Raw genomic sequence first — 26,885 nt, 5'->3', positions numbered from 1 at the left:
TGGCAACCCGATTTGTATGAGCAATCACCCGATTCTTCTGTAATGGTGTTGAGCGGCATAATGGTAAAGATGGGAATATTTGGAATGTTGCGCTGGCTCTTGCCAATCTTCCCGGATGCGGTGGGAAAATATCAAACACTCATCATTATTTTTTGTGTGATTGGTATTCTATATGCAAGTTCTATTGCTTTCGTTCAGTCTGATCTTAAACGAATTGTTGCATGGTCGTCCATCGCCCATATCGGCTTAATGGGCGCTGCAATTTTTGCCCGCAACAATACAAGTTTGCAGGGTGTGATGCTGGAAATGTTTAACCACGGTATTAATATAATCGCTTTGTGGATGGTTGTTGACATCGTTGAAAAGAAAACAGGGATCAGGAAAATTTCCGACCTCGGGGGTCTTGCTATTAAATCGCCGTCGCTTTCCATCTTTTTTTTAATAATAGTTTTGGCAAATATCGGGCTTCCTTTAACGAATGGTTTTGTGAGTGAATTCCTGATGTTTACAGGGCTTTTCGAGTACAACACTTACCTGGCTGCATTTGCCTGCATCAGCATCATCATTTCAGCAGCATACATGCTAAGTGTGATGCAAAAAGTTTTTTTTGGTGTGCCGAATTCTTTTACGGAGAATGTTACTGATATAACGAAAGGCCAGAAATTGATGTTAACTATAATTGTATTAACTATATTGATATTAGGTATTTATCCCGGGCCGTTGTTGCATCTTACCCAGGATAGCGTAACACAAATTTTACAGGCTATAAAATAGATAGTGAATAGAAATATAAAAAAAGGAAACAGGATCAAATTATGAACGCTATAATAATATCGGCACTTTGGGGAGTTGTGATGATGTTCGGAGGAGTTTTATTCAAAAAATCCTCCACTCCAAAATATTGGGCAATTGCAGGTATTATTATTTTATTGGCTGCTAATATTTGGGAGTTTTTTGGTCACCAGATTTTTAATATTGATACGAAGGGAATGCTTCACTTCGATCATTTTGGTTTGGAATTCAATACCATTTCTTTTGCATGCACCTTCTTATATTTTCTTTTAAATGGAAGGGAAATAGAAAAAGTTGGTGAGAATGTGTCAGAATATTTTGCCTTGATTTTTTTTATTTTATGCGGGGTTTCCATTTCGTCTTCCTTTAACACCTTACTTATGTTGTTTTTAGGAATTGAGATTATGTCAATTCCTTCTTACATACTAACAGGCAGCGATAAACGTAATTTGAAAAGCAATGAGGCTTCCCTGAAATATTTTTTAATGGGAGCATTTTCCACTGGCCTTATGCTTATGGGTATCGCATTAATTTATGGAGGAAACTCCTTGGGTTCTTTCTATATTAATATGCTTGACCTTGGTACTGGTAAAATGCCGGTAATGATAGCCGCCGGGCTTGTGCTATTGGTTGTTGCGATGTCCTTTAAAGTTTCAGCGGCCCCCTTTCATTTTTGGGCAGCTGATGTATATGACGGCGCACCAACAGTGTTTACTTCTTTCATGGCAACTATTGTAAAAATTGCCGGATTTATTGCATTTATCAGGTTATTCCAGGTATCATTTGGAATTATACAACAACAATGGCAGATGCTTATTGTTGTAATTACTGCGGCTACATTGTTGATAGGAAATCTTACCGCTGTCTTCCAGCAAAGTGTTAAGCGAATGCTGGCTTATTCAAGTATTGCACATGCGGGGTTTATGATGTTTGCCCTATTTGCCTTAAATGATACCGCAAGGGAAGGTTTGATGTTATACGCATTATCTTATAGTGTGGCAACGATTGGCATGTTTGCCATATTGGTTAAGATGAACGACTACACTATTGAAGGTTTTAATGGTCTTTATAAATACCAACCGGTTTTAGCACTTACAGCTACTATATTTCTCTTATCGCTTACCGGTATTCCCCTGACTGCGGGCTTTGCCTCCAAGTTTTATATGTTGATGGCGGCCGTAAAAGATGGCCACCAGGTTTGGCTGGTGATATTGGCCGTTATATGTGCGGCGATAAGCGCTATTTATTATTTTAGAGTAATTCAGGCGATTTATTTCAAAGAACCACCTAAAGAGATACATCCTGCATTGGATGTTACGAAAAGTTTTAAATATTTGCTTATCATATCTGCCGCCATACTTATAATAGCCGGTATTCTTCCATCTCTTGTTGTTGACTGGCTTTACTTTTAATTTATGAATGGTGCTGTAGATTTCTTATGAAATTGTACCTTCACTGTATTGCAGGTATTCAATTTTTGACTTTAGTCTATGCAAATTTCAGATTCACTTTCGCTGGCTTTCCGGACGGTAAAAAGTAATAAACTTCGGACAGGCATTACTGTTACCATCATTGCGTTGGGCATTATGGCCTTAATTGGAATTATTACTGCAATTTCGTCCATGGACCAAAGTCTCCGGGAGAGTTTTTCAACCATGGGTGCCAATTCATTCAGCATCCGTTACCAGGACAGGCAAATTCATATTGGCGGACGACGACAGGTCACGAGAACAAGCCTGAAAGCCCTGAAACAAAAGAAATCTAACAACGGAAAAATTATTACCTACGAGGAAGCAAAACTCTTTAAAGAACGGTATGATTTTCCCGCCATTGTAAGCATCTCAATAAATGGCCCGCAAAACGTCATTGTGAATAATGAAAGCGTTAAGACGAATCCAAACATTGCCATGATGGGCGTTGATGAAAATTACTTGGCCCAAAGCGGTTATACACTCGCTGACGGTAGAAATTTTAATAAGATAGATGTCCAGAGCGGCAGGAGTATTTGTATTCTCGGAAACAGTGTTGCCCAAAAATTGTATGGAGATAATACACAGCGGGCGCTTGATAAGATAATAGACGTGGCGGGTATTAAATATCGTGTAATTGGATTACTGAAAGATAAAGGGTCGAGCGCTTTCCTTAACGCAGATAATATTGTCCTTGCAACTTATAATAATATACGCCGTATTTTTTCAACAACCGGAACGACTTATAATTTAGGCGTTATGGTAAACGATATTAAAGATATGGATGCGGCAATAAGCGAAGCAAAGGGCACCTTCAGGCCAATTAGAAAAGTGGCTATTGATGAAGACAATAATTTTTATATCGATAAAAGCGATAGCATTGCTGAGGTATTCATGAGTAGCCTTGGCACTATTACTACAGCTGCAGCTTTTATAGGCCTTATTACATTAATAGGAGCGGCAATAGGATTAATGAATATTATGTTAGTGGCAGTTAACGAACGAACCAGAGAAATAGGATTAATTAAAGCGATTGGCGGCACAAAAAAAAGTATACGCACGCAATTTCTTTTTGAATCTGTTTTGATAAGTCTAATCGGCGCTATTTTTGGAATTATATCAGGCGTACTAATTGGAAACGTAGTTGGCATGTTGCTTCATACAGGTTTTGTTGTGCCCTGGTTTTGGGTAGTTATTGGAATTGTGGTTTGCTCTGCAGTTGGTTTATTTGCCGGATTATACCCCGCAATTAAGGCTGCGGGCCTCGATCCCATTGTTGCTCTTCGTTATGAATAAAAGTTGGCTTTCAATTCTTCGTCATTCACATATTTAATTCGAATGTGTTAGTTTATCCATAATAACTTTTTATAAATTCTTAATATGTTTCTATTAATTCTTGTCTAGAAAATAGCTATAAATTTTTTTTCTATTTCAGCTCATTAAATTAATAATTTATTAACTTGTGTCCTCGCATCAAAAATTTTTTTTGCCTGAATGAGACTTTTCAAACTTTTTTTCGTTACAATTGTGCAATCAAATAATTTAATCAATTTCATCTTAAACTTTTAACACTAAAAAACCTAACGTTATGGCAGATTCAAATACAACTGCAAGCTCTACTGTTAAAGCCACCACCTCGGTTCAGGCGAAAAAATCCAGCAACATTATTTCTTTGTTAGCTCCAATAATTTGTATTGTAGCAGGTTATATTATCTGGCGTTTCGTTATTGGGGCAAATAGTAATTTCACCCAACCAGATACATCAGGAGGGTTCTGGCCCTCTCATGAAGGCCCAAAAACAAGTATTGCCCGTATGTACCAGGGTGGTATTATAGTTCCTGTTTTGATAGGGTTGTTTTTGATAGTTTTTACTTTTGTAATTGAAAGATGGCTAACTGTAGCGAAAGCAAATGGTAAAGGTTCTAATGCAGAATTTATTAGAAAAGTTCAATTTTATCTTGCTGATAAAAAAGTAGATGCCGCTCTTGCAGAATGCGACAAACAAAAAGGTTCAGTAGGTAATGTAATGAAAGCTGGTCTTAGAAAATATAAAGCAATGATTACTGAAACAGGTCTTGATACTGAGCAAAAGGTCCTTGCTATACAAAAAGAAATTGAAGAAGCTACGGCGCTCGAGTTGCCAATGCTTGAAAAAAATCTGGTTTTCCTTTCTACAATTGCTTCTGTGGCTACCCTGATAGGATTGCTAGGAACTGTGGTAGGTATGATTCGTGCATTTAGTAACCTGGGTTCTTCAGGCGGTTCAGAAGCGACAAGACAGTTGTCAGTAGGTATTTCGGAAGCGCTCTATAATACAGCTCTTGGTATTGGAACATCGGCTTTCGCAATTATATCTTACAATATTTTCACTACAAAAATTGATGGTATTACTTATGGCATCGATGAGTCAGGCTTTACACTTACGCAAAGTTTTGCTTCTCTCTATAAATAATTCTGATATTTTTTATGGAAATAACCTGGAATTGAATCTAATTATTATTAAAAAATAAATAATGGGAAGAGCTAAAATAAAACGCGGGAGTACCAATGTTGATATGACAGCGATGTGCGACGTAGCGTTTCTCTTGTTATCTTTCTTTATATTAACTGGCCAGTTTAAACCGTCTGAAGCAGTTGAGGTATCACCTCCCAGTTCAGTATCAAACACTCACGCTCCTCAGAAAGACGCCTTCCTGGTTTCTATTGATAAGGACAACAGAGTGTTCCTAAGTCTTACTGACGACATTAAAGGAGATATATGGGATGAATTAGTTGCTGAAAAGAACTTGAAAGTTACTCCACAAGACAGAGCTGATTTTATGAGCACTGATTTCATCGGGGTTCCCTTCAGCCAGCTATTGGAATTTATTAAGATTCCGGCTGATGATAAAAAGAATGTAAAAATGCCGGGAATACCCACTGACAGTACAAATAACGAATTGAAAGATTGGATACAGGCTGCAGCAACAGCGGGTGCAGGTAAAAAGTTGAATTTCCTTATTAAAGGAGATAATAATTCGAAATTCCCTGCTTTTGGAAGTGTAATAGATGCCTTTAAGAAAAATGATATTTACAAATACAACCTTGTAACAAATGCCGAGGACGTACCTCCGGGAACTGTATTATACGAGGAAAATTTAAAGGCACAGAGGGAGGGCAAATAACGCTGCAAAAAATAAATTCGTTTAACATTAAAAATATTTTGTCATGGCAGAAATGGAAGTAAAATCGGGTGGCGGCCACAAAGGACCCGGTGTTAAAAAAGGTAAAAAGCTTTCGACGAGGGTAGACCTAACACCAATGGTGGACCTTGGTTTTTTGTTAATTACATTTTTCATTTTCACTACAACATTAGCTGAACCAACTTCAATGAATTTGGCGATGCCTAAGGACACCAAAGACCCGAACCAGGAAAACAAAGTAAAGGAATCCGGATCATTAACTTTAATGCTTGGTAAGGGAAATGTAATCTACTATTACTATGGTAATGATCCTACGAAGATGCAAACGACCGGGTACAAGGATGTAAGAAAATTGATACTGGATAAAAAGAAATCAACACCTGCAGATGACCTTTTTATAATTATTAAACCAGATAAAGATGCAACCTACAAAAATGCAGTTGATGTGTTAGATGAAATGACTATCGACGATATAGGAAGGTATGCAATGGTTGACCCAACGCCTGATGAATATAAACTAATTCAACAGACAGAAGCTGCCGGTGGAGTAAAATAAATCAATACTGAAAAAAACCTATATAGGTCTCTAAATAAAATAGTATGGAATCTAATAAAATATTAAAGTCTACTTATTTGGACATTCTTTTTGAAGGTCGAAATAAAGAGTATGGTGCTTACGACCTGCGAAATACTTACAACAGGCGAATAAAAATTGCCTTGGCAAGTACAGTTATTATATTGGCGATAATATTTGCAGGTTCAGTTATCGCAGATAAACTTTCGTCAACAAACAACACCAAAGAAATTAAAACGAAGGAACTGGTCATGGAAGCTGCACCAAATGAGCCGCCGCCTCCTCCTCCGCCGCCTCCACCGAAATTACCGCCGCCTCCACCAATTGCCACTATTCAGTTTACACCTCCCAAAGTTGTAAAAGATGAGGAAGTTATTAAACCGCCACCAGAAGTGAAACAAATTGAAGAGGCTAAGATCGATGTAAAAACTGTTGAAGGAACGAAAGATTTAGGTATAGTTGCTCCCCCGGTTGAGGACAAAGGAACACAGATAGTTGCGGCTCCGGCAGCAAAAGAAGATGAAGACAAAGTTTTTACTAAAGTTGAAATTGAAGCTTCGTTTCCCGGAGGGCCAGGCGCATGGTCTAAGTATGTTCAAAGGGCTATTATGGCTGATATAGATGAATTTACTGAGTCTGATTATGGTACTTGTGTTGTAAAATTTATCGTTGACAAAACCGGCAAGGTGAGCCAGGTTGAAGCAACGACGATGAAAGGAACAAAACTTGCCGAGATTGCGACCAACGCTATAAGAAAAGGTCCAAACTGGACGCCCGCTCAACAGAATGGCAGATATGTAAACGCTTATCGCTTACAACCTGTTACTCTTACTAATCCTGATCAGTAATCTATTCAACGTATACTTTTTGAAAGAGATGCTTTGCATCTCTTTTTTTTTATCCGTTTTTTTGAGATGGGATATTTGACGGATTTAATTCATTGTGAAATCTTCTTATTTGTGCATCTAATTAAAAAAAAACCATGCCACAGATCGAAGAAAATAATCGTAACAAATCGAATAAATATTTGAAATGCAGATCGGTTAGAGTTGATCTAACACCCATGGTAGATCTGGGATTTTTACTGATAACTTTTTTTATATTAACCACAAGTCTTTCAGATCCCGCAGTTGCAGATCTTGCTTTGCCAAAAGAAAGTATAATTAAGACTTTTGTAAAAGCAAACGCTACACTAACGCTTTTGCTTACCCGAAACGATTCGATTAAATATTTTGAAGGGCCTGATCAAAACGACCGCGTTAGTAAATACTGTACATTTCAAAATCTGCGTTCAATTATCCAGGAAAAGCAAAAACGCGTTGCCGCGATTTTAGGGGATCGATTAGAAACTGTCTTAATTATTTATCCGGGTAACCAATCAACTTATAAAAACTTTATCAATACGCTTGATGAAATTCAAATAAATGATATAAGACATTATTATGTTATGACTCCGCAAAATTAAAGACAGGTAAATTTTTGATTTACGGTTATATTCATCTTCGTAAAAAACAGCTGAAAACGCTTTCTTATCTTTACAACATGCATGGAAAATTTTCTGAATGGGATGATACAATCGTAGCAATCGCTACGCCGCCCGGTATTGGAGCAATAGGAGTGATACGACTAAGCGGTAATAAATCATTTGAAATAATTAATAACCTGTTTCCAGCCAAAGACCTTTCCATTGAGCAGCCTAATACGTTACATGTTGGATATCTGAAGGATGGCGATACTATAATTGATGAGGTCGTAATTTCAATTTTTAAGGCTCCTTCCTCATACACCGGCGAAGATGTTATTGAAATCAGTTGCCATGGATCGCCCTATGTGCAGCAGCATGTAATCAATACCCTTGTTCATTACGGCGCCCGTCTCGCAAAAGCCGGAGAATTTACTCAAAGAGCTTTTCTAAATGGCAAACTCGATCTTACCCAGGCTGAAGCCGTTGCCGATCTTATTTCAAGTAATACAACTGCGTCACAAAACGCGGCATTAAAAAATATGAGAGGCGGCTTCTCTTCTATCTTAAAAGAAATGCGGGAACGTCTCATTCAATTTTCTGCTTTAATTGAATTGGAATTGGATTTTAGTGAAGAGGATGTTGAGTTTGCTGACAGGAAAAAATTTCTTGAGCTTTTGGACGAAGTAAGTAAAACCGTAAAAAAATTATTGGAATCATTTCAGCTTGGCAACGTTATCAAAAATGGTGTGAGCGTTGCAATTGTCGGAAGCCCCAATGCGGGTAAATCAACTTTATTGAATACGCTTCTTAATGAGAACAGGGCCATCGTGAGCGAAATTGCGGGAACCACCAGGGATACAATTGAAGAGATCATTAACATAAACGGAATTTTATTCAGGCTGATTGATACCGCCGGAATACGTGAACATTCACAGGATGTAATTGAAAATATGGGAGTTTTAAAAAGCAAAGAAAAAATTCAACTGGCGGATATCGTGTTGTATTTATTCGACATTAATGAATCGAACGAAGATGAAATAGTTTCATTTGTCAGGGAAATTAAAAAACAAAACAATAATGTAGTAGCTGTTGCAAATAAAATAGATTGTAGTGATGATAAATTATTGCAACATTTTAAAGAGCGTATGCAAGAGGTTCTTTTTATTTCAGCAAAGATGGATACTGGCGTTGAACTGCTCAAAGAAAAGTTATTCAATATTGTTGTAGGTGATTCTAAATTATCAGAAAATATTGTTCTTACAAATTCGCGTCATTACGCTGCACTCAAAGAAGTGCAGTCTTCTCTTACTGACATACAAAAGGGAATTGAAAATAAAATATCCGGTGACTTATTATCGTCCGATATTCGCCGATGTCTTCATTACATTGGAGAAATTACCGGCGAAATATCGAATGAAGATATGTTGGATTATATTTTTAGCAAGTTTTGTATCGGCAAATAATACCCCTACCTTCCTTAACGTCATTTTACTTTTAACTTCATTTACAATGCAATACAGATAATAGTTTCAGGAAACTAACGTATCTTTTCTCCATTTTTATTGTTTTGTTGTTCTCTATCTGTACCCTTTTTTATTATCTTTGTGTGGTACAAACATTATCTTCCAAGAGATACTTTATGGCAGTTGCAGACATTATATGTCATTTGGAGTCAGCAAACTGCCTTTTAAATTAAAAATACACATTCATGAGCAGTAGCATTAGGTTAAAAAAAATTTGCGAACAGTGTGAAAAAGTCTTTGTCGCGAAAACGACAAAGACAAGGTTTTGCTCACACCGATGCAATTCCACTGCCTATAAGTTGAAGATAAAGCGGAAAAAAATCGGGCAGTCTAACGAAAACGCCAAGACGCAAATATTAAAAAGTATTCAACCTGCGGAAAAGGAAATCAACGTTGCAAAGGAACTTGTGAATATATTAGAACTGTCTGTAGTTACGGGCCTGAGTGAGCGCACGCTTTTCCGTTTGATTAAGGATAAAAAATTTCCGAAAATGAAGGTTGGGAGGAGATTGCTGTTTGACAGGGTAAAGGTTATCAAATATTTCAATCAAAATTATGGGAATTTATGAGAGGCAAGCTCAGACAAAAGAAATTATATACCGGTAAAATCAGTTTGTACATTGATTACTATCCACCGGTATGGAACCCCCTTAAAAAAATATATACCAGAAGAGAATTTCTGAAACTTTACATTGATCCAAATCCAAAAAATATGTTGGAGAGACGGAAGAACGAACTAAATAAGGAGATAGCCGAAAAGATATATTTGAAACGGATGAAATCATTTATGCTGGAAGAGAACCGGATCTTTAATAAGGATATATTAAATAGTGATTTCTATGTGTACGCATATAATTATATTAGAGGAAAGGAAAAGGGAGGGACCGATACCGAACATTACAAAAGCGCTTTAAAATACCTGAAAAGATTTGCAGGTGATCATTTTAAATTCCGCCATATCGATGAAATTACGTTGGGTAAATTCAAAGAGTTTTTACTAACTACCCATTCACTTCGTTCAAAGATAAAGCTACTGCAGGTGAATACGGCTTCCTCCTATTTTGACAAGTTTTGTACTATTGTCGAACAAGCTTTCCTGGATAATTATCTGCCTGAAAATTATACGCTGAAAGTGCAACGGATAAAAAATGTTGAGGTGATAAGAGAGTACCTTACCGAAGAGGAAATTGAACGATTGAAGAATGAGCCTTGCGAGGACGACCTGATATACCGGGCTTCCCTGTTTTCTATTCTCACCGGGCTTCGGTTCAGCGGAGTGGAAGTCTTGTACTGGAAAGATTTGCACTTTGATAAGGAGCTGAACACATGGTATCTCAATTTGATTGATCCTAAACCGAAGCGGCCTTTCAAACATTATATCAGCCAGCAGGCGGTGGACCTGCTGGAAGAAAAAGGCAATGATGACGAGCGGCTGTTTAAAGATTTGAATTACTCGAGGACAAGACGGATTGTAAAAGAGTGGTGCCTGCGGGCAGGAATCAAAAAGGATATTACGTATCATAATTTCAGGCATACCTATGCAACGCATCTCATTAGCGGAGGGGAGGATATTTACGTGGTTAGTAAAATGCTGAACCACAAGAATGTTTCTACAACGCAGATATATGCCAAGGTTGCAGATAAAATTAAAGCTAAGGCATCCGGTAAAGTCAGGATATAAACGAAGCTATATGAAAACGGATAAATATTTGCCGGGCGAAGACCGGCTGAAAAAAATAGAAGGAGACCTTCATCTGATCAAAAGTATGCTCAAAGAAATACTGCATAACCAGGCTAACGTTGATACCACCACGCAGGAAAGAATTATGAGTGTTAATGAGGCCAGCGAGTTTACAGGTATTGAAAAACACGTGCTGTATGCGAAAAGTGCCAACGGGCAGATTCCCTCTTTTCGTATGGGCAAATTATATAAGTTCAAACGATCAGAACTGATTCAATGGATGGAATCCCAGGGACTCAATCAAAGTTTAGATACGGATGACTACGTAAGCCGATATCTGCAAAAGAACATTTTGAAAGGGTGATTATTACCGGCGTCATGCGAAGAAAGGTCTTGCTTATTCATTTGCTCCCGGCTGTAGTTTAGGCGACTATCTTCGTCAAACACACTTTTCATTTTTCTTATTTTATTCACATTAATTCCGCTACAAAGTTCGGCTTAGGGCTGCTGAAGCGTCCGCGAGCTTCCGGCATAAACACAGGGCCGGGCACAAGCTGACATTTATTCCTTTGCCTCACGGACTTGATTGCCCTAAGCCGTAAGACGCACCATAATTAATTTTTAAAATTTTAAATTATGGAAAGCGTAAATTTTTATGAAGTAAGTGAAGTAGAACTGATCTACAAACCTAAAGTGAAGGCGTCTCAAAGGCCAAAGATAGGATCCTCCAAAGATGCAGCTCAATTGCTTCTTCAGCTATGGGATGCCAACAAGATCGATTTTGTAGAACAATTTAAGGTGCTTTTATTAAACCGGTCTAACAAAGTACTGGGAATAGTGGAAATTTCCACCGGGGGTGTAACCGGCACAGTAGTTGACTGCAAGCTGGTATTTGTTGCAGCTTTAAAAGCTAACGCCTGTAACTTAATTATCAGCCACAATCATCCTTCCGGGAATTTAAAGCCAAGTAAGGTTGATGAGGAGCTGACCCAAAAGATCAAACATGCCGGAAAATTCCTGGATATAAGGTTACACGACCATATTATTATTACCAGTGAAAGTTATTATTCATTTGCAGATGAAGGGCTAATTTAAAGCCTTTTTTTTTGCTCATAATTTATCCTTGCCGCTATAGCTCCCAAATCTCAAATTTTATTCATCTTAACATAAGGTGCGCCTTTACATTTCCTCTTTCATAAAAATGAATCGTCAAAGCATATTGTAAAAGGAAAGCAACCAAAGTAAATTTATTTTCTAAAAATAAATTTATGGCAGACATGTATATTTTATTCCCAATGGAACCAAAGGAGTTCTGGAAGCAATTAAGAGCGATTGTAGATGAGGTAATCATCCAACATGATAAAAAAAACCCGATGCATTCCAATGATAAATTACAACCCAGGCTTCTGAACGCAAAAGAAGTATGCGCTCTTTTTAAAATCTCCAAACCGACTTTATATGAATGGATGAGCCTCGGCAAACTTCCTTCGGTAAAGATAGGATCCAGGCGTTTTTTCAGGTCAGAAGATGTTGACAAATTGATTGACGGAAGTAAAAATTAGCGTAGCCGTTTTCGATGAAATAAATATTACAGTGTAATTCCTGGTATAACAATTTATCGCAGATTCTCAAATAAATAATTCATGATAATTCACTTCAAAATGAACTTTATAGGTCGGGGAGACTGCCTCTTTATCGCAGTCAGCAAGATGTACGTTTGTCGGGCAAACGGGGCATCTTGCCCTTCACTCGGAACTCGTTGCCGGGTATGGCAGGAGGATTTTTTAAATAATAACGACAACGGGCATTCGAAATGAAAAAGGACAAAAGAACAAGAAAAGTAACGGTGCGGTTTACAGTAAATGAATATGAAAAAGTGATTAATAAATTCAAAAATACTACCAGCCCCCAACTTAGCTGTTATATACGAAATATCTTATTAGAGAAGCCGGTGGTGATTAAATACAGGAACGAATCACTGGATGCAATCATGGAGGAGATTATAGTACTCCGGCAGGAATTGAATGCAATCGGAAATAACTTCAACCAATCGGTGAAAAAATTACATACGCTAAGCCAGATTCCTGAATTCAGGAGCTGGTTACTGATGAATGAAGAAACCAAACAGAAATTGTTGGAAAAGACACAATTGATCCAGCAATGCATCAATCAAATTTCGGACAAATGGTTGCACGAATAAGAAGTGGTAAAAGCCTGAAAGGCGCCGTCAATTACAATGAGCATAAAGTAAAGGAAGGTAAAGCCGAATTATTAATGGCAAAAGGATATAGTAAAGATGCAGCACATCTAAAATTCAATGATAAAGTGAACAGATTACAAAGGCTTGCCGACCTGAATACAAGAGTAGTTACCCACTGCCTGCATGTATCGCTGAATTTTGACGTGAGTGAAGACCTGGATAAAGAAAAGCTACAACAGATATCATGTGAATATATGGATAAAATTGGCTTTGGGAAACAACCGTTCCTTGTATACGAGCACCGCGATGCAGCCCACCAGCATGTGCATATAGTCACCACGAATATTCAAAGTAATGGTAAGCGAATCTCGCTGCACAATCTCGGAAGACTCCAATCAGAAAAAGCAAGAAAGGAAATGGAGATCAGTTTTGGATTGGTAAAGGCAGGCGATAAAAAAAATAAATCATTAGACTCATTGCAGGCTATAAGACTTGAGAAAATGTTATATGGGAAAGTTGAAACAAAGAGGGCCATCAGTAATATAGTAACATCCGTAGTAAGCCAATACAAATTTGCATCACTGCCGGAGCTTAATGCAGTTCTGAAGCAGTATAATGTTATGGCAGACAGGGGAGCGGCCAATACCCGGATATTTCAAAAGAACGGATTGCAGTATAGCATACTGGACGAACTGGGAAACAAGGTGGGCAAACCGATTAAGGCAAGTAGCATTTATGGGAAACCCATCTTATCAAATTTAGAAAGTAAATATGAAGTGAATAGAGTAGCAAGACTGCCTTTTAAACAAGATTTAAAAAATAAGATTGATCTGATTTTGGATAAAAATCCAACAAAGCAATTATTTGTAAATGACTTAAAGGAGAAAGGAGTAATTGTAGTATTCAGAACCAATGATCAAAATTTTATTTATGGAATCACCTATGTAGATCATACTACTAAGTCGGTTTTCAACGGTAGTGACTTAGGAAAGGAATATAGCGCTGCGGGTATCCGGGATCAATTGGATAAACCATTGACACTGGCCGAAGGCCCCAATATGAAAATAGCTAATGAGACCTCTGAAAAAAATAATGTAAATTATAACCTGCGCGTACAAACGCAAAAAAATAGCCCGTTGGATATCTTTACCCAGCCTTCAAAAACTTTCCATCACCTGCCTTATGAATTTAGAAGACGTAAACGCAAAAAAAGAAGGTAATGTCAACAGGAGAAAATGAACAGGCGTTAAGAAAGATATTGGATTTTACAAGGCTCTCAGCCTTGATAATTTTATTCCTGCATTTTTACTTCTATTGTTACCAGGCATTTAAACTTTGGGGATGGACTGCAAAGTTGTCGGACAATTTACTGAAGAATTTGATCCACTCAGGGTTATTTATAAACTTCAACAGTTCCAAATTAATCTCGTTAGGATTACTTATTGTTTCACTGATGGGAGCGAAGGGGAAGAAAGAAGAAAAGATAAATTTCAAATCCCTTACCGCATATTTCATGATCGGAACATCTTTGTATTTTGGAAGTTATTGGTTATTGAAAGTTGAGGCCTCAATCGAAAGCGTTGCGATTATTTATATGGCAGTTACCGGCACCGGTTTCCTGCTGATTTTGTCGGGTGGTATTTTGCTCTCAAGACTCATTAAACTTCGTTTAAGCAAAGATATTTTCAACAATCTCAATGAAACCTTTCCGCAGGAAGAACGACTATTAATCAATGAATATTCCATCAATCTTCCCGCAATCTACAATCTAAAAAGTGCCGTTAGAAAAAGCTGGATCAATGTCATTAATCCCTTCCGTTCCTTGTTAGTGATAGGCTCTCCCGGTTCAGGTAAGTCATGGTTCGTTATTCAGCATGTGATCCGGCAACATATCGAAAAGGGATTTTGCATGTTCATTTATGATTTTAAATACGATGACCTTTCTAAAATTGCATATAACCATTTGCTGCATAATAAAAACAAGTATCCCAAAGTTCCACAATTTTATGTTATCAACTTCGATGACCTAACGACTACGCATAGATGCAACCCACTGGACCCTCATACGATGTTTGACATCACTGACGCCACGGAGTCATCGCGTACCATTATGATGGGGCTCAACCGGGAGTGGATTAAGAAGCAGGGCGATTTCTTTGTTGAGTCACCTATTAACTTTGTCACGGCAGTTATCTGGTTTTTAAAGAGATACAAATTTGGGAAGTTTTGTACGTTGCCCCATGTAATTGAACTCATGCAGGTGGATTATGAAAAATTGTTCCCGGTACTTAAGAGTATTCCGGAAACGGAAGTTTTGATCAATCCCTTTATATCGGCTTATGAAAATGATGCAATGGAGCAATTGGAGGGCCAGGTCGCGTCGGCTAAGATCGGGATGGCCCGGTTGTCATCGCCACAGTTATATTACGTTTTATCCGGCAATGACTTCACTCTTGATATCAATAATGTTGAAGAACCGAAAATTGTTTGTATGGGTAATAACCCACAAAAACAGCAAATTTATGGAGCAGTCTTATCCTTATATATTTCCAGATTAATAAAATTAGTTAATAAAAAAGGACAAAGTAAGTGCAGTCTAGTCTTCGATGAATTTCCCACGATTTATTTTAACGGTATCGATAACCTGATCGCTACGGCCCGTTCCAATAAAGTAGCGACTACGTTAGCGGTTCAGGATTTCAGCCAGTTGAAAAAAGATTATGGAAGAGACCAGGCCGATGTCATTATGAATATAGTGGGCAACGTAATCAGCGGCCAGGTTACCGGCGAAACAGCCAGGCAGCTTTCGGAACGGTTTGGAAAGATCATGCAGGACAGGGAGAGTGTTTCCATCAACCGGAGCGATACTTCTCTCAGCAAGAGTAAACAACTCGAATCCGCAATACCCGCTTCAAAAATTGCATCTCTGTCGAGTGGGGAATTTGTGGGAATAGTAGCGGATGATCCCGATCAGAAAATAGCCCTGAAAATTTTTCATAATGCAATTCAAAATGATCAGGTTAAGTTAAATGACGAGTCAAAAAATTATAAAGCCATTACTAAAGTGAGGAATATTACTGACCAGGAAATCCTGGATAACTATATGCAGGTTAAATTGGATATTACAAATATTATTGAAAGTGAGATGGAAAAATTAAGGGAATTAAAAAAGAAAAATAAAAGCAATTAAGAGTGGCAAAAACCATATCCAAAAAAGTTTAATAATTTAAATTCAAAAATAAAATCGAAATAATTGAAAGTTATCTTAACCCTTGAATTAAATAATCAAAACGATTGTGTGCGTGATCCGGATTTTCCTCCAAACTAAGTAATACAGGAACTTTAATTTCCCATATTGATAACTCTTACAAAATCTATCACAGCCTGGTTAATGCTGCCATTCATATTGTCATCAAAATCTTTAAATGATAAGTTCAAAGTATGTTTGCCTTTTGAGAGATAAACTTTGACCGCATTGCTATATCCCCAGTTGCTCCATTCATTTTTACCGCGTTGCGGAAATACTACAGTTCCTTTTTCCTTATCGTCAATTTTAAGTGTTCGTATAGCGCATTTATTTTCTGTGTTCGTTGGTCCGTTACCGTTAGCATACCTGAAATCGATACGGTAAAGGCCCGGGTTTTCAATAGTAACTTTGAATGACAAATTCCGGTTTAGGGTAGTACTTGTTTCAACGAAACCATTGCCGGTGAAACCTTTAAATGCTGAATCGGATTTTGCAGCAAAATTTTCTGCTTCAAAAGTTTTTACATTTTTATCGCCGGTTATTAAAACGGGTTCGCTGGCAAAAGAAGTAATCTTGTTTTTATCAACCGCCATTACCTGGTATTCCGCAGTTCCGTTTTTTTCAATGTTGAATGAATTCGCTTGAACGGAAGCGACCTGTTTTCCACTCTTCAAAACGCTATACGATACAGCTTCTTTAACAGGCTGCCAGCTCAGTTTATTCTTATTAAGTGAAACTTCGGGAGCTGCTAATGAAAAATAAACAGGCTGATGATTAATTGCATTGTTGACTGTATTGTTATTGGAAAGTTGTATCTCGATTGTATGTGTTCCTTTAAGTGTTGAAGGTATAACATAGGCAGAGGTTGGTTTTCCATCTATCGTAAAGGAGGAAATTTTATTTCCAAATCCACTCATCTGTATATTTAAAATTGCATTCCTGTATTTAAAATTATCGAGGCTTCTTTCGCCTTTTAAAGCTTCAGGTACAAAAGGATGAAAAGTCAATTCATTTTTTTCAAATTGTATTCCAAACAAAACCTTATGTACTAAACTTATATTGCCTGATAAACTCCAGAGCATGTTGCTCGAGTTTATCTGCGTGCCCGCAAAGTCGCCATTTTCTGCTACTAAATTTTCTTTATTGGTAACAAACAAAGCGGACGGGCGATATATGTCCGCAATACTTTGCATCACTGCTTTTTCATTTCCGGCTTTTGCGGCAGCCCATGCATAATACGTTTGCACAAAAGGCCAGACTGCATCATTGTGATAAGGCGGAATGTTTGGTATCTGTGGGTAAATGCAGGTGGTGCCAAAATCTGTAATGGGCATTTTAGCAACCATTTCTTTTTGCTTTGCCGCATCAGCGATGTTCCAAATTATGCATAATGCTTCACCTAACGCTTCGCTTCGCGGCGAAACGATTTTATAATTTCTTCCATATAAATATTGTGCATAATATCCTTTGCCGGGCATCCATAAATATTTATTGATACCATTCTTTATCTCCCTTGCGATCGCTTCATGTTTTGCGGCAACATCTTTATGATTTAATAACTGCGCCATTTGTGACAGCACTTTATTGGCTTCATAATGAACAGCGTTGGTTCCAAGACATTCACTTTGGTAAATATCTGCGGGCTGCATCCATTTGGGATAGGTCTGTTCACGCCAGTCGAGAAATGATGATTCACCTCTTACCATTCCTGTTATTTTATCGTAAGCAACATGTTCGTCATCTTCAATCGAATTTTTTATGATGGCATAAGCGTGCTCCAGCCAGTCTTTATTACCGGTTGCTTTATACACTTCATAAGCTGCAACTGCCCATATTATTCTGTCGGTTGAACAAGGCCATGCGCCGCCGGTTCCCGTATCCTGTATAATTCTGTTTTTACCATTCACTTTGCGCAGCAGACTATTAATGGCAACCTGGGGCTGCAAATAAGCCATTGAAAGAATAATGCTGTAACTAATGTCTCTTGTCCAAACTCCTGCCCATTCTTTTCCTGTTCTGAAAGTACTGTCGGGTTCGATGGCTTTAATCATTTCTTCCAGCGACATGTTATAAATCGCATCAGAAATCGGGTAGCCGGATTTGTATTGTGGGTAATGGAAAATATCTTTTGTTAGTTCCCAATTTGCATTTGTTTTCTTTTCATCTTCCTGCGCATTTAATACTAGCGTTGTAGAATAGACGTGATTTCCATTTTCATCTTTTAACTGTAACTGCGGATGATTTACGAGGTTATCAAAATCCCAGATTAATGGCGAAGAATTGCCGGCAATATAAACGCCTTTAAAATCTTCTTTATAGATTTTATTGCCGTTAAATGTGGTATAATATCCCTGCTTACTGAAATCATTAAATACGTCACTCATATCCACACTTACCACAAACCTGGTATCAGGCGCCAGGTAAGTATTATCTTTTACATTGAGGTTCTCTTTTAACTGGGTTCCAAATTTTATCACCGGCGTTTCACAAGTACCATTTGTTGCAGCGCAAATAAAATGATGATCGGTCCCTGAGGGCATTTCATTATCCTTTCCATTTATGCTAAACTTGAAGGAAATGTCATTGCTCTTAAACTGGTTGGCCGGGCTTTGATAATTGGATGTAAGCTTTGTTGACGACAATGCCTTTGCAGTAAACTTACCCTGCACAATGCTATCCTTATAAACTATGAATTTTTTATTTTGATATAAAGGTATAGGCGTCGTTTGGGCCGCACAAAATAAAGGGGCCAATATTAAGCACGAAATAAAAATATTTTTATTCGAAAACATTTAAACAGGAATTAATTTATAAAAATGATAAGCCTCTATCATCCGCTCTGATTTATTCAAGTTGCATTTTTAAAAATGTTCAATATTCTGCAACTATCATGTCCCAATATTGCAATGAAGGCAAAGTGAATGAAACAGCATTACCGGATTGCGTAAATGAAATTTGTTGTAAAACACCGCCATCAATATCCGGCGATGCCATCCATAATTTTTTTATTGCCTTCGTGCCGGTAAATATGTAAGAAATATTTTTTAATGTATTCGGCGTGGTTTGATTACCGTTCGTGTCCCGCCAGTCAAATGAAGATGCATTGGCAAAGTTTAGGAGATGAATAATTTGTTTGTCGCCCATATCTTTTCCAATAACTGAAATGCTTCCGCTTTGCGGAGGAAAATTATTGACAAAAGTTTTACCATCAGCAGAGATTATGTTGGGAGAATTAAATGTACCACCATCACGTAATAAATTTTCATACCCTGTAAGAAAATCATAATAATGAACAATGGCTTGTTGCAGGTCAGGTTTCATTTGTAAATTGGCATTGGGGAAATATTCATTACATAACATGTGATCGCCCATCTCAAGGTGTGCACCGCCGCAAGCAAATATTACTGCATCGGTAAGCAATACACCGGGTGTATTAAAACTGCCTTTGCTTTTTGCAATATTATAATCCATATACGCGGTAAGCACACTTTTTTTTGTGTTATGGCCCCATGAGTCATTATTCTTAATAATATTCGAAAGGTCACTATATCCTTCATTCGGCGACCATACTTCCGTATACAAAAAATCAACAGGAGCTGTTGCGATGCTATTCTGCTGCCCAAATTGATTTACTGCGTTCATAACAAGCCGCTTTAACGGCGCGTCAGTTTTCATTGCAGAAATAAAGGAACCAAAGCCCGCAGCAACATCAATCCTGTTGCCATTGTAATCATACATATTTCCAAGATCACCAACCTGGTCAACATGGTAACCATCAAAAGCATATACATCATACATATCCTGCGTTTTAGCGGCAATATATTGCTGCCAGGCTGTATTACCCGGATCAACCAAATAGATATTACTTTTAAAAGGAGCACTTAAATTTAATACCTCTTTATTCTGATGATTTTGATCTTTATACATATACCATTCATCTGATACACCGTCTGCCCCCGCATCATTCAATGCGCCGTAGCAAAGATTGTATGACATCGCCTTCATATTACGTGCATGCGCAGACGAAATGTAATGATCAACAGTTACTTTATAATTGGTACGGCTGGCAATATCGAGCCAGTCAGGTGCGGGGTTAGATACGGTTCCGGCAAGCGGCCGGTGGTGATCGTAATCCCAATCATAAAACTGCAAACCGTTTATATGAAGCCTGCTGAGATTATCTATTACAGAATCCATATAATTATTGCTCAACTGGCCATACGCAGAAAGGAAGCCATATCTTGGAAAATGCGACCAGTCTGAAGATACATCTATCGCGGTCGCGCCGTAAATTTTTTCAACACCATTTTCAACACGATAAATATCTACCATATAGCCGGTGAAATCTTTGGACGGGGCTGTCCATGTCCAGCTTGTTGCGGAAAGATTTACTTCCGCAATATCACTAGAAAGTTGCCTGTATCTTATTTTGGCAGATGACGGTAGAACTTGATCAATTGAAAATTTGACTATGTCGCCGGGATTATAAATGGCTTTATTTGTAGTTATGGTTATTGTTGTATCACCTGAAGGATTTACATGAATTCCACTTCCGCCGGCAGTGATATTTTTTTTACAACCGAAAGAAATAAAAGCGGCCAGGAAATAGCTTACAAACTTCATCGTCATCATTTGCTTATTATTCTTTTACTATTGAAATGGTTTCGTACAATTGATTAATTGTTATTTTATAATTTCCTGCTTCGGTTATTTGCCACTTATAATCATCGCTATCTGCTTTTCCTGATGCCTGCGCAACAAATGGTGCATTAGTATCTGTTATAGGGGGATGATTTTTTTCGGGTCTGAAATAAGGACCCGCAAAACCGTTTGCTATCGCAACAGGAATTTTAAATTCTCCGGCGTTCAGCGCGCCTTCGTAGATGAATGTATAAGGATCGCTTGTCGCAACCATGGGTGTAGGATTATTATCGTCCCATCCATTGGGTGCGGCGTCGCCTAATAGCCATAGAGCGGTGTAAGGAGTGAATGGCGCGATATGAATAGAGTTATAGGCGATATTTAATGAAATTTTATAGGCTCCTGCAGTCGTAATCTGCCATTTATTATCGGGCGGATTAGTGCTTCCCAAAACCAATGCAGCGGTGGTATCGGTAATTGGAGGATGATTCGATAAAGGCCTGTAAAAATCTCCTCCCCAGTTACCCGTTGTTGTGGGCATTTTAAACTCACCTGCATTCAATATTTCGTTGTAATGAAATATATAAGGATTAAATACATCTACTTTCATCTGGTTGGGGTTATCAATGTTCCACCCGTTGGGTGTTGCATCTCCCACTATCCATAACTGCGAATATAGAGGTGCAACAGCTTTCGTCACTGAAATGGTAAGTGAAATCAGGTTCACGTCAATATTATAAACATTGACTGAAGCAATTGTAAAAAGATCATCTGGTTGGGAGTCAGCAGTACGATAAATCAAATGGGCAGAATCTGCGCCTCTGTTATAGGATGGCAGTAAAGAACCACGGGTTGTAATAAATTTAAATTGGCCTGGCGTGAGCGTTGCGGTGTAATGAAATTCCCCCGGGATGGTTGCATCCGGTGTTAATGAATCGGCAATGCTCACATCTGAACCGGTTGGAGTAGCGCCACCTGTTATATACAATGATGTCGACACAGGCTCATAAGGAGTAACTGTTATGGTGACAGGCGCGGATGTATCACCTTTAGCCGTTCCGTCGCCGATGATTGTATAAACCCTTCCCTCCAATGCAAAAGCTTTATTGGGAGCGGCTTTCCAATAAGTCGCCAGCAATGTATTTAAACTTCCGCTTGTGTAACTTATGGAGTAAATGGCCTTGCCAACATTGTTAACTAACGGTGAAGCAAAATTATTTCCTTGCTTATCCAATTGCAGGACGTACGTTATAGAAGCACCGCTTTTATAATTAGAACCGGTGGTCCAATTGAACGTAATAGCTGTATTGTTCTTATTGGCTTCGTTTAGTTGCAGAGAGGAATCAGACACTGTTACAGCAAGCGGTCCGTTTATATCTTTTGGCGTGAAATCTTCTGTTTTTTTACAACCCGAAAAAGTCCCGCACAACAAGAACAAACATGCAACTCCAACTATATAAATCTTACTAAAATTTAAGCTCTTTATTTTATTGAGATATGATTGCATAACAATTTTTTTTAAAATTAATAACCTGGATTTTGAGTAAGATTTGGATTGGCATCAAGTTCCACCTGTGGTATCGGCATCAGCAAATTTTTTGAAGTTGCATTTGTTTTGCCAATGGAATGAAGGAAATTTAATCCGTACTGTCCATTATCAACACGAATAAGATCAAACCATCTGTCGCCCTCAAAAGCAAGCTCCATACGTCTTTCATGTAAGATGTTATTTCGCATGGCTGATTGCGACTGCCCGTGAATTTCGGGTAGCCCTGCACGTTGTCTTACCTGGTTGAGTGGTGTTTCTGCCGGTATTGTTTGTCCCAATTCATTCATGGCTTCTGCTTCCATAAGCAATACATCGGCATATCTTAATACAGGAAAATCCTCATTGCTTGTATTGTATTGTGGTGATACAGAGGTAGGCACAAGAAACTTTCTTACATTATAACCGGTAGTAGAATAAACGCTTGAATAAATATTCCCATTAAAATCAGGACAACCCTGGTATAAAATAGTTTTATCCTTTCTTAAGTCTCCGGCTTCATAGCTATCAACAAATTCCTGTGTCGGCTGATTCCAGCCGTAAGCCCCGCCAACAAATGTTGTGTTGCGTGGCCCCATAAAAGTGCTGGTCCATGAAGCCTGGTTCAAATCATCAAAAAAGCCATAGGTAGTACTGCCGCTATATTGAACTTCAAATAAAGATTCAACTGAGTTTTTATGAGCAGGGTCGAAGTTATCAGCATAGTTTGCATTTAGTGCATAACCTAATGAAGTAACCTGATGGCATAACGGAACCACATCCGCATAATCTTTTAAAGTGAGATATACTTTTGCAAGCAGGCCAACCGCCGAACCTTTGGAAGCCCGTCCAACATCAGCTCCGCTATAAGTATCACGGGACGGTAATAAATTAATAGCGTCTTTTAAATCCTGTATGATAAGATTATAAACATCCTGCTTCGGAGATCTGGCGGGGTATAAATTGTCAGAAGGTGATTGTGGTGTAGTTATAATGGGCAGGTCACCGAAATACCTTACTAAAATAAAATAATAGTTGGCTCTTAGAAATTTTGCTTCACCCACTATACGATTGCGTAACGTGGTATCCATATTTATACCAGGTACATTTTTAATAACCAAATTACAGTAGAGGATACCAGGCCAGGGGCCTCTCCATAAATCGAGAACTCCCTGGTTGCTGGGATCAGTAGTAAAATTGGCTTCTTCAACGGTTTCAATACCATCGGTTCCACCACCTGCACCTACAACGCTATTTCCTGCGAATATGTCTGAAGTCCACATTCTCAGGTTATAGAGCTTTGGTCTTTGCATAGGCTGATAAGCTGAGTTTACCGCATTAACAGCATCTTCTGCTGTTTGAAAATAATTGGATGTATTAATGGTATCAAGCGGTACCTTATCAAGATATTTTTTACAGCCTGCCAGACAGGAAATAAGGATCAGGCAAAACACTATATTATAAATGGGTTTCATAATTTTTATTATAAATTTAAATTAACACCAACACTAATTGTTCTTGTTACGGGGTAAACACTGTAATCGACACCATTTACACCTACTTCAGGATCGAAACCACTGTAATGCGTAAACGTAGCCAGATTCAAACACGAAGCATAAATCCTGATCGACGAAAATTTTATTCTTTGAACCGCTTGCATCGGTAGTGTATAACCTATTGTAACATTTTTTATACGCAGGTAAGATCCATCTTCTATATACCTGGTAGATACTCTGGAGTTCTGGTTAGGGTCCCCATAAATTGCACGGGGCATAAAGTTGCCTGTGCCCTCACCTTCCCACCTGCTTAAGGTACGTTCAGTTTGGTTTTGTGCGGTTGACATACCCTCCTGGTAAATATTATTCGCGTTAAAAATTTTATTGCCATAAACTCCCTGTAGAAAAATACTTACGTCAAAGCCTTTGTAGGCAAAGCTGTTATTCATTGCATAAATAAATTTTGGATTCGGATTGCCGATATAGGTTCTGTCACCGGCGTTGATTACGCCATCACTGTTCATATCTTTAAACCGTATATCACCGGGCGAGGTGCTATTATAGGCAGTAGTACCTGCCTGCTGTACCGCGTGATTATCTACGTCCTTTTGATTTTGGAAAATTCCATCCGTTACAAAGCCATAAAACTCGTTGGCCGGATGGCCTGTTTGGTCAATACCAAAGTTTGCATTCAATCCATAATTATCGACAAATAAAGGGGTACTGTCGTTGAGGCTTTTAATTTCGTTTTGATTGAAAGAAATATTAAAATCTGTATTCCATGTAAAGGCCCCGGTCATATTTTTTGTGAGAACACCAATTTCAACGCCTTTGTTTTGCATGCTACCGGCATTGATAGACGGTACAATGGTGCTGGAATAACCGGTAGTAACCGGCACTACAGCGGGAACCAGCATTTTTGAAGTGTTCTTTATATAAGCATCTACGGTAACGCTTACCCGATTATTAAACATAGTTGCGTCAAGTCCAATATTGCTTTGCTCAACCTGTTCCCACTGCACTCCGGGATTAGGTAACACCAACGGATAGACGATGCTTACAGCGTTGTTGTTGAAATTATATTGGGCAATCTGTAGTGCAGATGCGAATGAATAGTTCCCGATATTTTGATTACCCGTTATACCATACCCTGCTCTTAATTTCAGATCGTTTATAAAATTCACTTTAAAAAAATCTTCCTTTGAAATGCGCCAGGCTGCGGATGCGGACGGGAAGGTGCCGTACTTATTGTCGGTACCAAATCTTGATGAACCGTCCCTCCGTAATGTTGCCGTAACTAGATATTTATCTTTATAACTGTAATTTATGCGGCCCATAAAAGATAACAAGGCCCATTCAGAAGCGTCGCCGCCAACATTTGCCTGGCCGGTGCCACTGTTTAATTGTTGTGTAAGATTACTGGGAAAGGTTGTTTTATTTCCACTCAAATAATCGAAACGATTATTTTGTGCACTCGCTCCCGCAAGAACAGTAAGATGATGATCGGTTCCCAATATTTTATCGTAAGTAAAATAGTTATCCCACAAATAAGTAAGGCTTTTATTAAATTGCTCAGCCAGGTAAGCAGCTGTTTGTGGATTGGGCTGAAAGTTATAGACAGGGGCCCACGACCTGCTATCAAAAAAGGAGGCCTGGATACCAGCGGTGCTTTTGAATTTTAACCCTGGAAACAACGAGACTTCCGCGTACACAGAACCTAAAATATTATAACCTTTTGTATCGTTTTGATTAATATTGGAGGTGCCTATCTGGTTGGTAATATCTCCATACCATAATGGATTGCCCAATACATTTGAATAACTTCCATCTTTATTATAAATAGCCTGCACGGGGTTTGCCGCCATCGCACTTCGTATATCATACGAGCCACTGGGTTTATCATCTGCGGTTAAGGTAACATTGTTTCCAAACCGCAACCAGTTGAGAACTTTCGCCTGGCTGTTAAATTGTACCGTATAACGTTTGTAACCTGTATTAATAACAATACCTTTTTGATCTAATACACTTCCTGAAACATAATAATTGTATTTATCAGAACCTCCTGAGTAAGCTAATGAATAGCTTTGCATGGGAGCCGTTCTAAACAAGGCACCGAGCCAGTTTGTGCCCACGCCCAAAGTGTCAGGATTTGCAAATGCAGGATTTTTATTTTGATTACCGTTAGTAAGTATTTCATTATTTAAAGCTGCAAATTGCGGTGCGTTGAGCATCTTTACCACACTGGTTGCCTTTTGCCATGCAGTAAAAAAATCAAATGAAAGATGGCCTTTACCTTCAGCACCGTGTTTTGTGGTTATAAGCACAACACCATTAGCGCCTCTAGAACCATAAATTGCTGCTGCTGACGCATCTTTCAAAACATCAACTGAAGCTATGTCATCCGGGTTTAAATTGTTGAGAGGAGCATCGGTTGGCACACCATCAATTACAAGTAACGGGTCTGCATTATTAATTGTTCCTGTTCCGCGTATTCTGAAGGTAACATTGCTACCAGGCGATCCGGATGAAATTACCTGCACCCCCGGTGCCTTTCCTTGCATAGCTTCGCCGGCATTGGAAACCGGAATAGAATTAAAATTTTTAGTGTTGATAGTTGTTACAGCTCCGGTCACATCTTTTTTACGTTGGGTGCCGTAACCCACTACCACAACTTCTCCAAGATTCGATACAGCTACGGATAGAACAATGTTGAGAGATGTTTCCCCATCTACTTTTATTTCTTTTGTAACATAACCTACGCAAGAAATAACAAGAACACCGTTGCTGCCGGAAACATTAAAATTAAAATTTCCATCACTGCCCGTGACGGTAGAATTTTTTGTACCCTTTTCAGTAACTGTTACCGAAGGAATTCCCCTGCCGGAACTGTCCGTAACAGTTCCCGTTATTTCTTTTGCCTGGGCAAATAGAAAAAAGGGACATACCAAAAAAACCAAAAATAAGATTGACTGTTTAGAACCTGGCATAAAGCAATCGTTTTTGTAATGAATATTAAAAATCCTCTAACGCTTCTTTGAAAAAATAAAAGAAAGAGGATAGATTGATAAGAGCAAAGGAATACAATAGTTT

General features: G+C 38.4%; 22 protein-coding genes. 17 read left to right on the top strand and 5 right to left on the bottom strand.

Features of this window, described 5'->3' with window-relative positions; all coding sequences use genetic code 11:
• From ACO1O5_RS15620 to mobC, 17 genes are all read left to right on the top strand, one after another.
• Nucleotides 1-774, top strand: a 774-nt coding sequence (locus ACO1O5_RS15620) for a complex I subunit 4 family protein (protein ID WP_486271825.1), incomplete at its 5' end; no start/stop codon positions are given.
• A gap of 41 nt (nt 775-815) precedes the next feature.
• Entirely contained in the window at nt 816-2,204 is a 1,389-nt protein-coding gene (locus ACO1O5_RS15615; protein WP_486271823.1) for an NADH-quinone oxidoreductase subunit N, read from the top strand.
• Nucleotides 2,205-2,282: 78 nt separating this feature from the next.
• Nucleotides 2,283-3,557: an ABC transporter permease gene (locus ACO1O5_RS15610; RefSeq protein ID WP_486271821.1), complete on the top strand. Its 1,275-nt coding sequence runs from the start codon at nt 2,283-2,285 to the stop codon at nt 3,555-3,557.
• 292 nt (nt 3,558-3,849) lie between these two features.
• Nucleotides 3,850-4,713, top strand: coding sequence for a MotA/TolQ/ExbB proton channel family protein (locus tag ACO1O5_RS15605; RefSeq protein ID WP_486271819.1), 864 nt, complete (start codon nt 3,850-3,852; stop codon nt 4,711-4,713).
• Between the two features lie 61 nt (nt 4,714-4,774).
• On the top strand, nt 4,775-5,425 hold the full coding sequence (locus tag ACO1O5_RS15600) for an ExbD/TolR family protein (protein ID WP_486271817.1): 651 nt from the start codon (nt 4,775-4,777) through the stop codon (nt 5,423-5,425).
• 43 nt (nt 5,426-5,468) lie between these two features.
• Nucleotides 5,469-5,999 (top strand): ExbD/TolR family protein, encoded by a 531-nt coding sequence (locus ACO1O5_RS15595; RefSeq protein WP_486271815.1) that lies wholly within the window; start codon nt 5,469-5,471, stop codon nt 5,997-5,999.
• Nucleotides 6,000-6,043: 44 nt separating this feature from the next.
• Nucleotides 6,044-6,865 carry an energy transducer TonB gene (locus ACO1O5_RS15590; protein ID WP_486271813.1) on the top strand — a complete coding sequence of 274 codons (822 nt, stop codon included), beginning with the start codon at nt 6,044-6,046 and terminating at the stop codon, nt 6,863-6,865.
• A gap of 134 nt (nt 6,866-6,999) precedes the next feature.
• The gene (locus ACO1O5_RS15585) at nt 7,000-7,482 is read left to right on the top strand and encodes an ExbD/TolR family protein (protein WP_486271811.1); all 483 of its coding nucleotides are present in this window, start codon (nt 7,000-7,002) and stop codon (nt 7,480-7,482) included.
• Nucleotides 7,483-7,496: 14 nt separating this feature from the next.
• Complete coding sequence (gene mnmE, locus ACO1O5_RS15580; protein ID WP_486271809.1) at nt 7,497-8,945, top strand: tRNA uridine-5-carboxymethylaminomethyl(34) synthesis GTPase MnmE; 1,449 nt, start codon at nt 7,497-7,499, stop codon at nt 8,943-8,945.
• A gap of 245 nt (nt 8,946-9,190) precedes the next feature.
• On the top strand, nt 9,191-9,574 hold the full coding sequence (locus tag ACO1O5_RS15575) for a helix-turn-helix domain-containing protein (protein ID WP_486271807.1): 384 nt from the start codon (nt 9,191-9,193) through the stop codon (nt 9,572-9,574).
• The gene (locus tag ACO1O5_RS15570) at nt 9,571-10,686 is read left to right on the top strand and encodes a tyrosine-type recombinase/integrase (RefSeq protein WP_486271805.1); all 1,116 of its coding nucleotides are present in this window, start codon (nt 9,571-9,573) and stop codon (nt 10,684-10,686) included. The genes ACO1O5_RS15575 and ACO1O5_RS15570 overlap by 4 nt, the downstream gene beginning before the upstream one ends.
• Before the next feature lie 10 nt (nt 10,687-10,696).
• Nucleotides 10,697-11,050 carry an excisionase family DNA-binding protein gene (locus ACO1O5_RS15565; protein ID WP_486271803.1) on the top strand — a complete coding sequence of 118 codons (354 nt, stop codon included), beginning with the start codon at nt 10,697-10,699 and terminating at the stop codon, nt 11,048-11,050.
• Nucleotides 11,051-11,322: 272 nt separating this feature from the next.
• Entirely contained in the window at nt 11,323-11,781 is a 459-nt protein-coding gene (locus tag ACO1O5_RS15560; RefSeq protein WP_486271801.1) for a JAB domain-containing protein, read from the top strand.
• 173 nt (nt 11,782-11,954) lie between these two features.
• Nucleotides 11,955-12,248 carry a helix-turn-helix transcriptional regulator gene (locus ACO1O5_RS15555; RefSeq protein WP_486271799.1) on the top strand — a complete coding sequence of 98 codons (294 nt, stop codon included), beginning with the start codon at nt 11,955-11,957 and terminating at the stop codon, nt 12,246-12,248.
• Nucleotides 12,249-12,499: 251 nt separating this feature from the next.
• Nucleotides 12,500-12,886, top strand: coding sequence for a plasmid mobilization protein (locus ACO1O5_RS15550; RefSeq protein ID WP_486271797.1), 387 nt, complete (start codon nt 12,500-12,502; stop codon nt 12,884-12,886).
• Complete coding sequence (locus tag ACO1O5_RS15545; RefSeq protein WP_486271795.1) at nt 12,871-14,106, top strand: relaxase/mobilization nuclease domain-containing protein; 1,236 nt, start codon at nt 12,871-12,873, stop codon at nt 14,104-14,106. Before ACO1O5_RS15550 ends, ACO1O5_RS15545 begins: the two co-directional genes overlap by 16 nt.
• Nucleotides 14,106-16,076: a conjugal transfer protein MobC gene (gene mobC, locus ACO1O5_RS15540; RefSeq protein ID WP_486271793.1), complete on the top strand. Its 1,971-nt coding sequence runs from the start codon at nt 14,106-14,108 to the stop codon at nt 16,074-16,076. Before ACO1O5_RS15545 ends, mobC begins: the two co-directional genes overlap by 1 nt.
• Nucleotides 16,077-16,228: 152 nt before the next feature.
• Here the strand turns inward: mobC and ACO1O5_RS15535 are convergent, their stop codons facing one another.
• The 5 genes from ACO1O5_RS15535 to ACO1O5_RS15515 form a co-directional block, all read right to left on the bottom strand.
• Nucleotides 16,229-18,925: an alpha-L-rhamnosidase-related protein gene (locus tag ACO1O5_RS15535; RefSeq protein WP_486271791.1), complete on the bottom strand. Its 2,697-nt coding sequence runs from the start codon at nt 18,923-18,925 to the stop codon at nt 16,229-16,231.
• Between the two features lie 79 nt (nt 18,926-19,004).
• Nucleotides 19,005-20,756 carry an endo-dextranase gene (locus ACO1O5_RS15530; RefSeq protein WP_486271789.1) on the bottom strand — a complete coding sequence of 584 codons (1,752 nt, stop codon included), beginning with the start codon at nt 20,754-20,756 and terminating at the stop codon, nt 19,005-19,007.
• 16 nt (nt 20,757-20,772) lie between these two features.
• Complete coding sequence (locus ACO1O5_RS15525; protein ID WP_486271787.1) at nt 20,773-22,281, bottom strand: SusE domain-containing protein; 1,509 nt, start codon at nt 22,279-22,281, stop codon at nt 20,773-20,775.
• Between the two features lie 17 nt (nt 22,282-22,298).
• Complete coding sequence (locus ACO1O5_RS15520; RefSeq protein ID WP_486271786.1) at nt 22,299-23,774, bottom strand: RagB/SusD family nutrient uptake outer membrane protein; 1,476 nt, start codon at nt 23,772-23,774, stop codon at nt 22,299-22,301.
• An 8-nt stretch (nt 23,775-23,782) separates the two neighbouring features.
• The gene (locus ACO1O5_RS15515; RefSeq protein ID WP_486271784.1) at nt 23,783-26,782 is read right to left on the bottom strand and encodes a SusC/RagA family TonB-linked outer membrane protein; all 3,000 of its coding nucleotides are present in this window, start codon (nt 26,780-26,782) and stop codon (nt 23,783-23,785) included.
• Nucleotides 26,783-26,885 lie beyond the last annotated feature (103 nt).

The sequence above is a fragment of the Ginsengibacter sp. genome (assembly GCF_057362405.1).
Note: the sequence above shows the minus strand (reverse complement) of the source record. Positions and strands in the feature narration are given on the sequence as shown.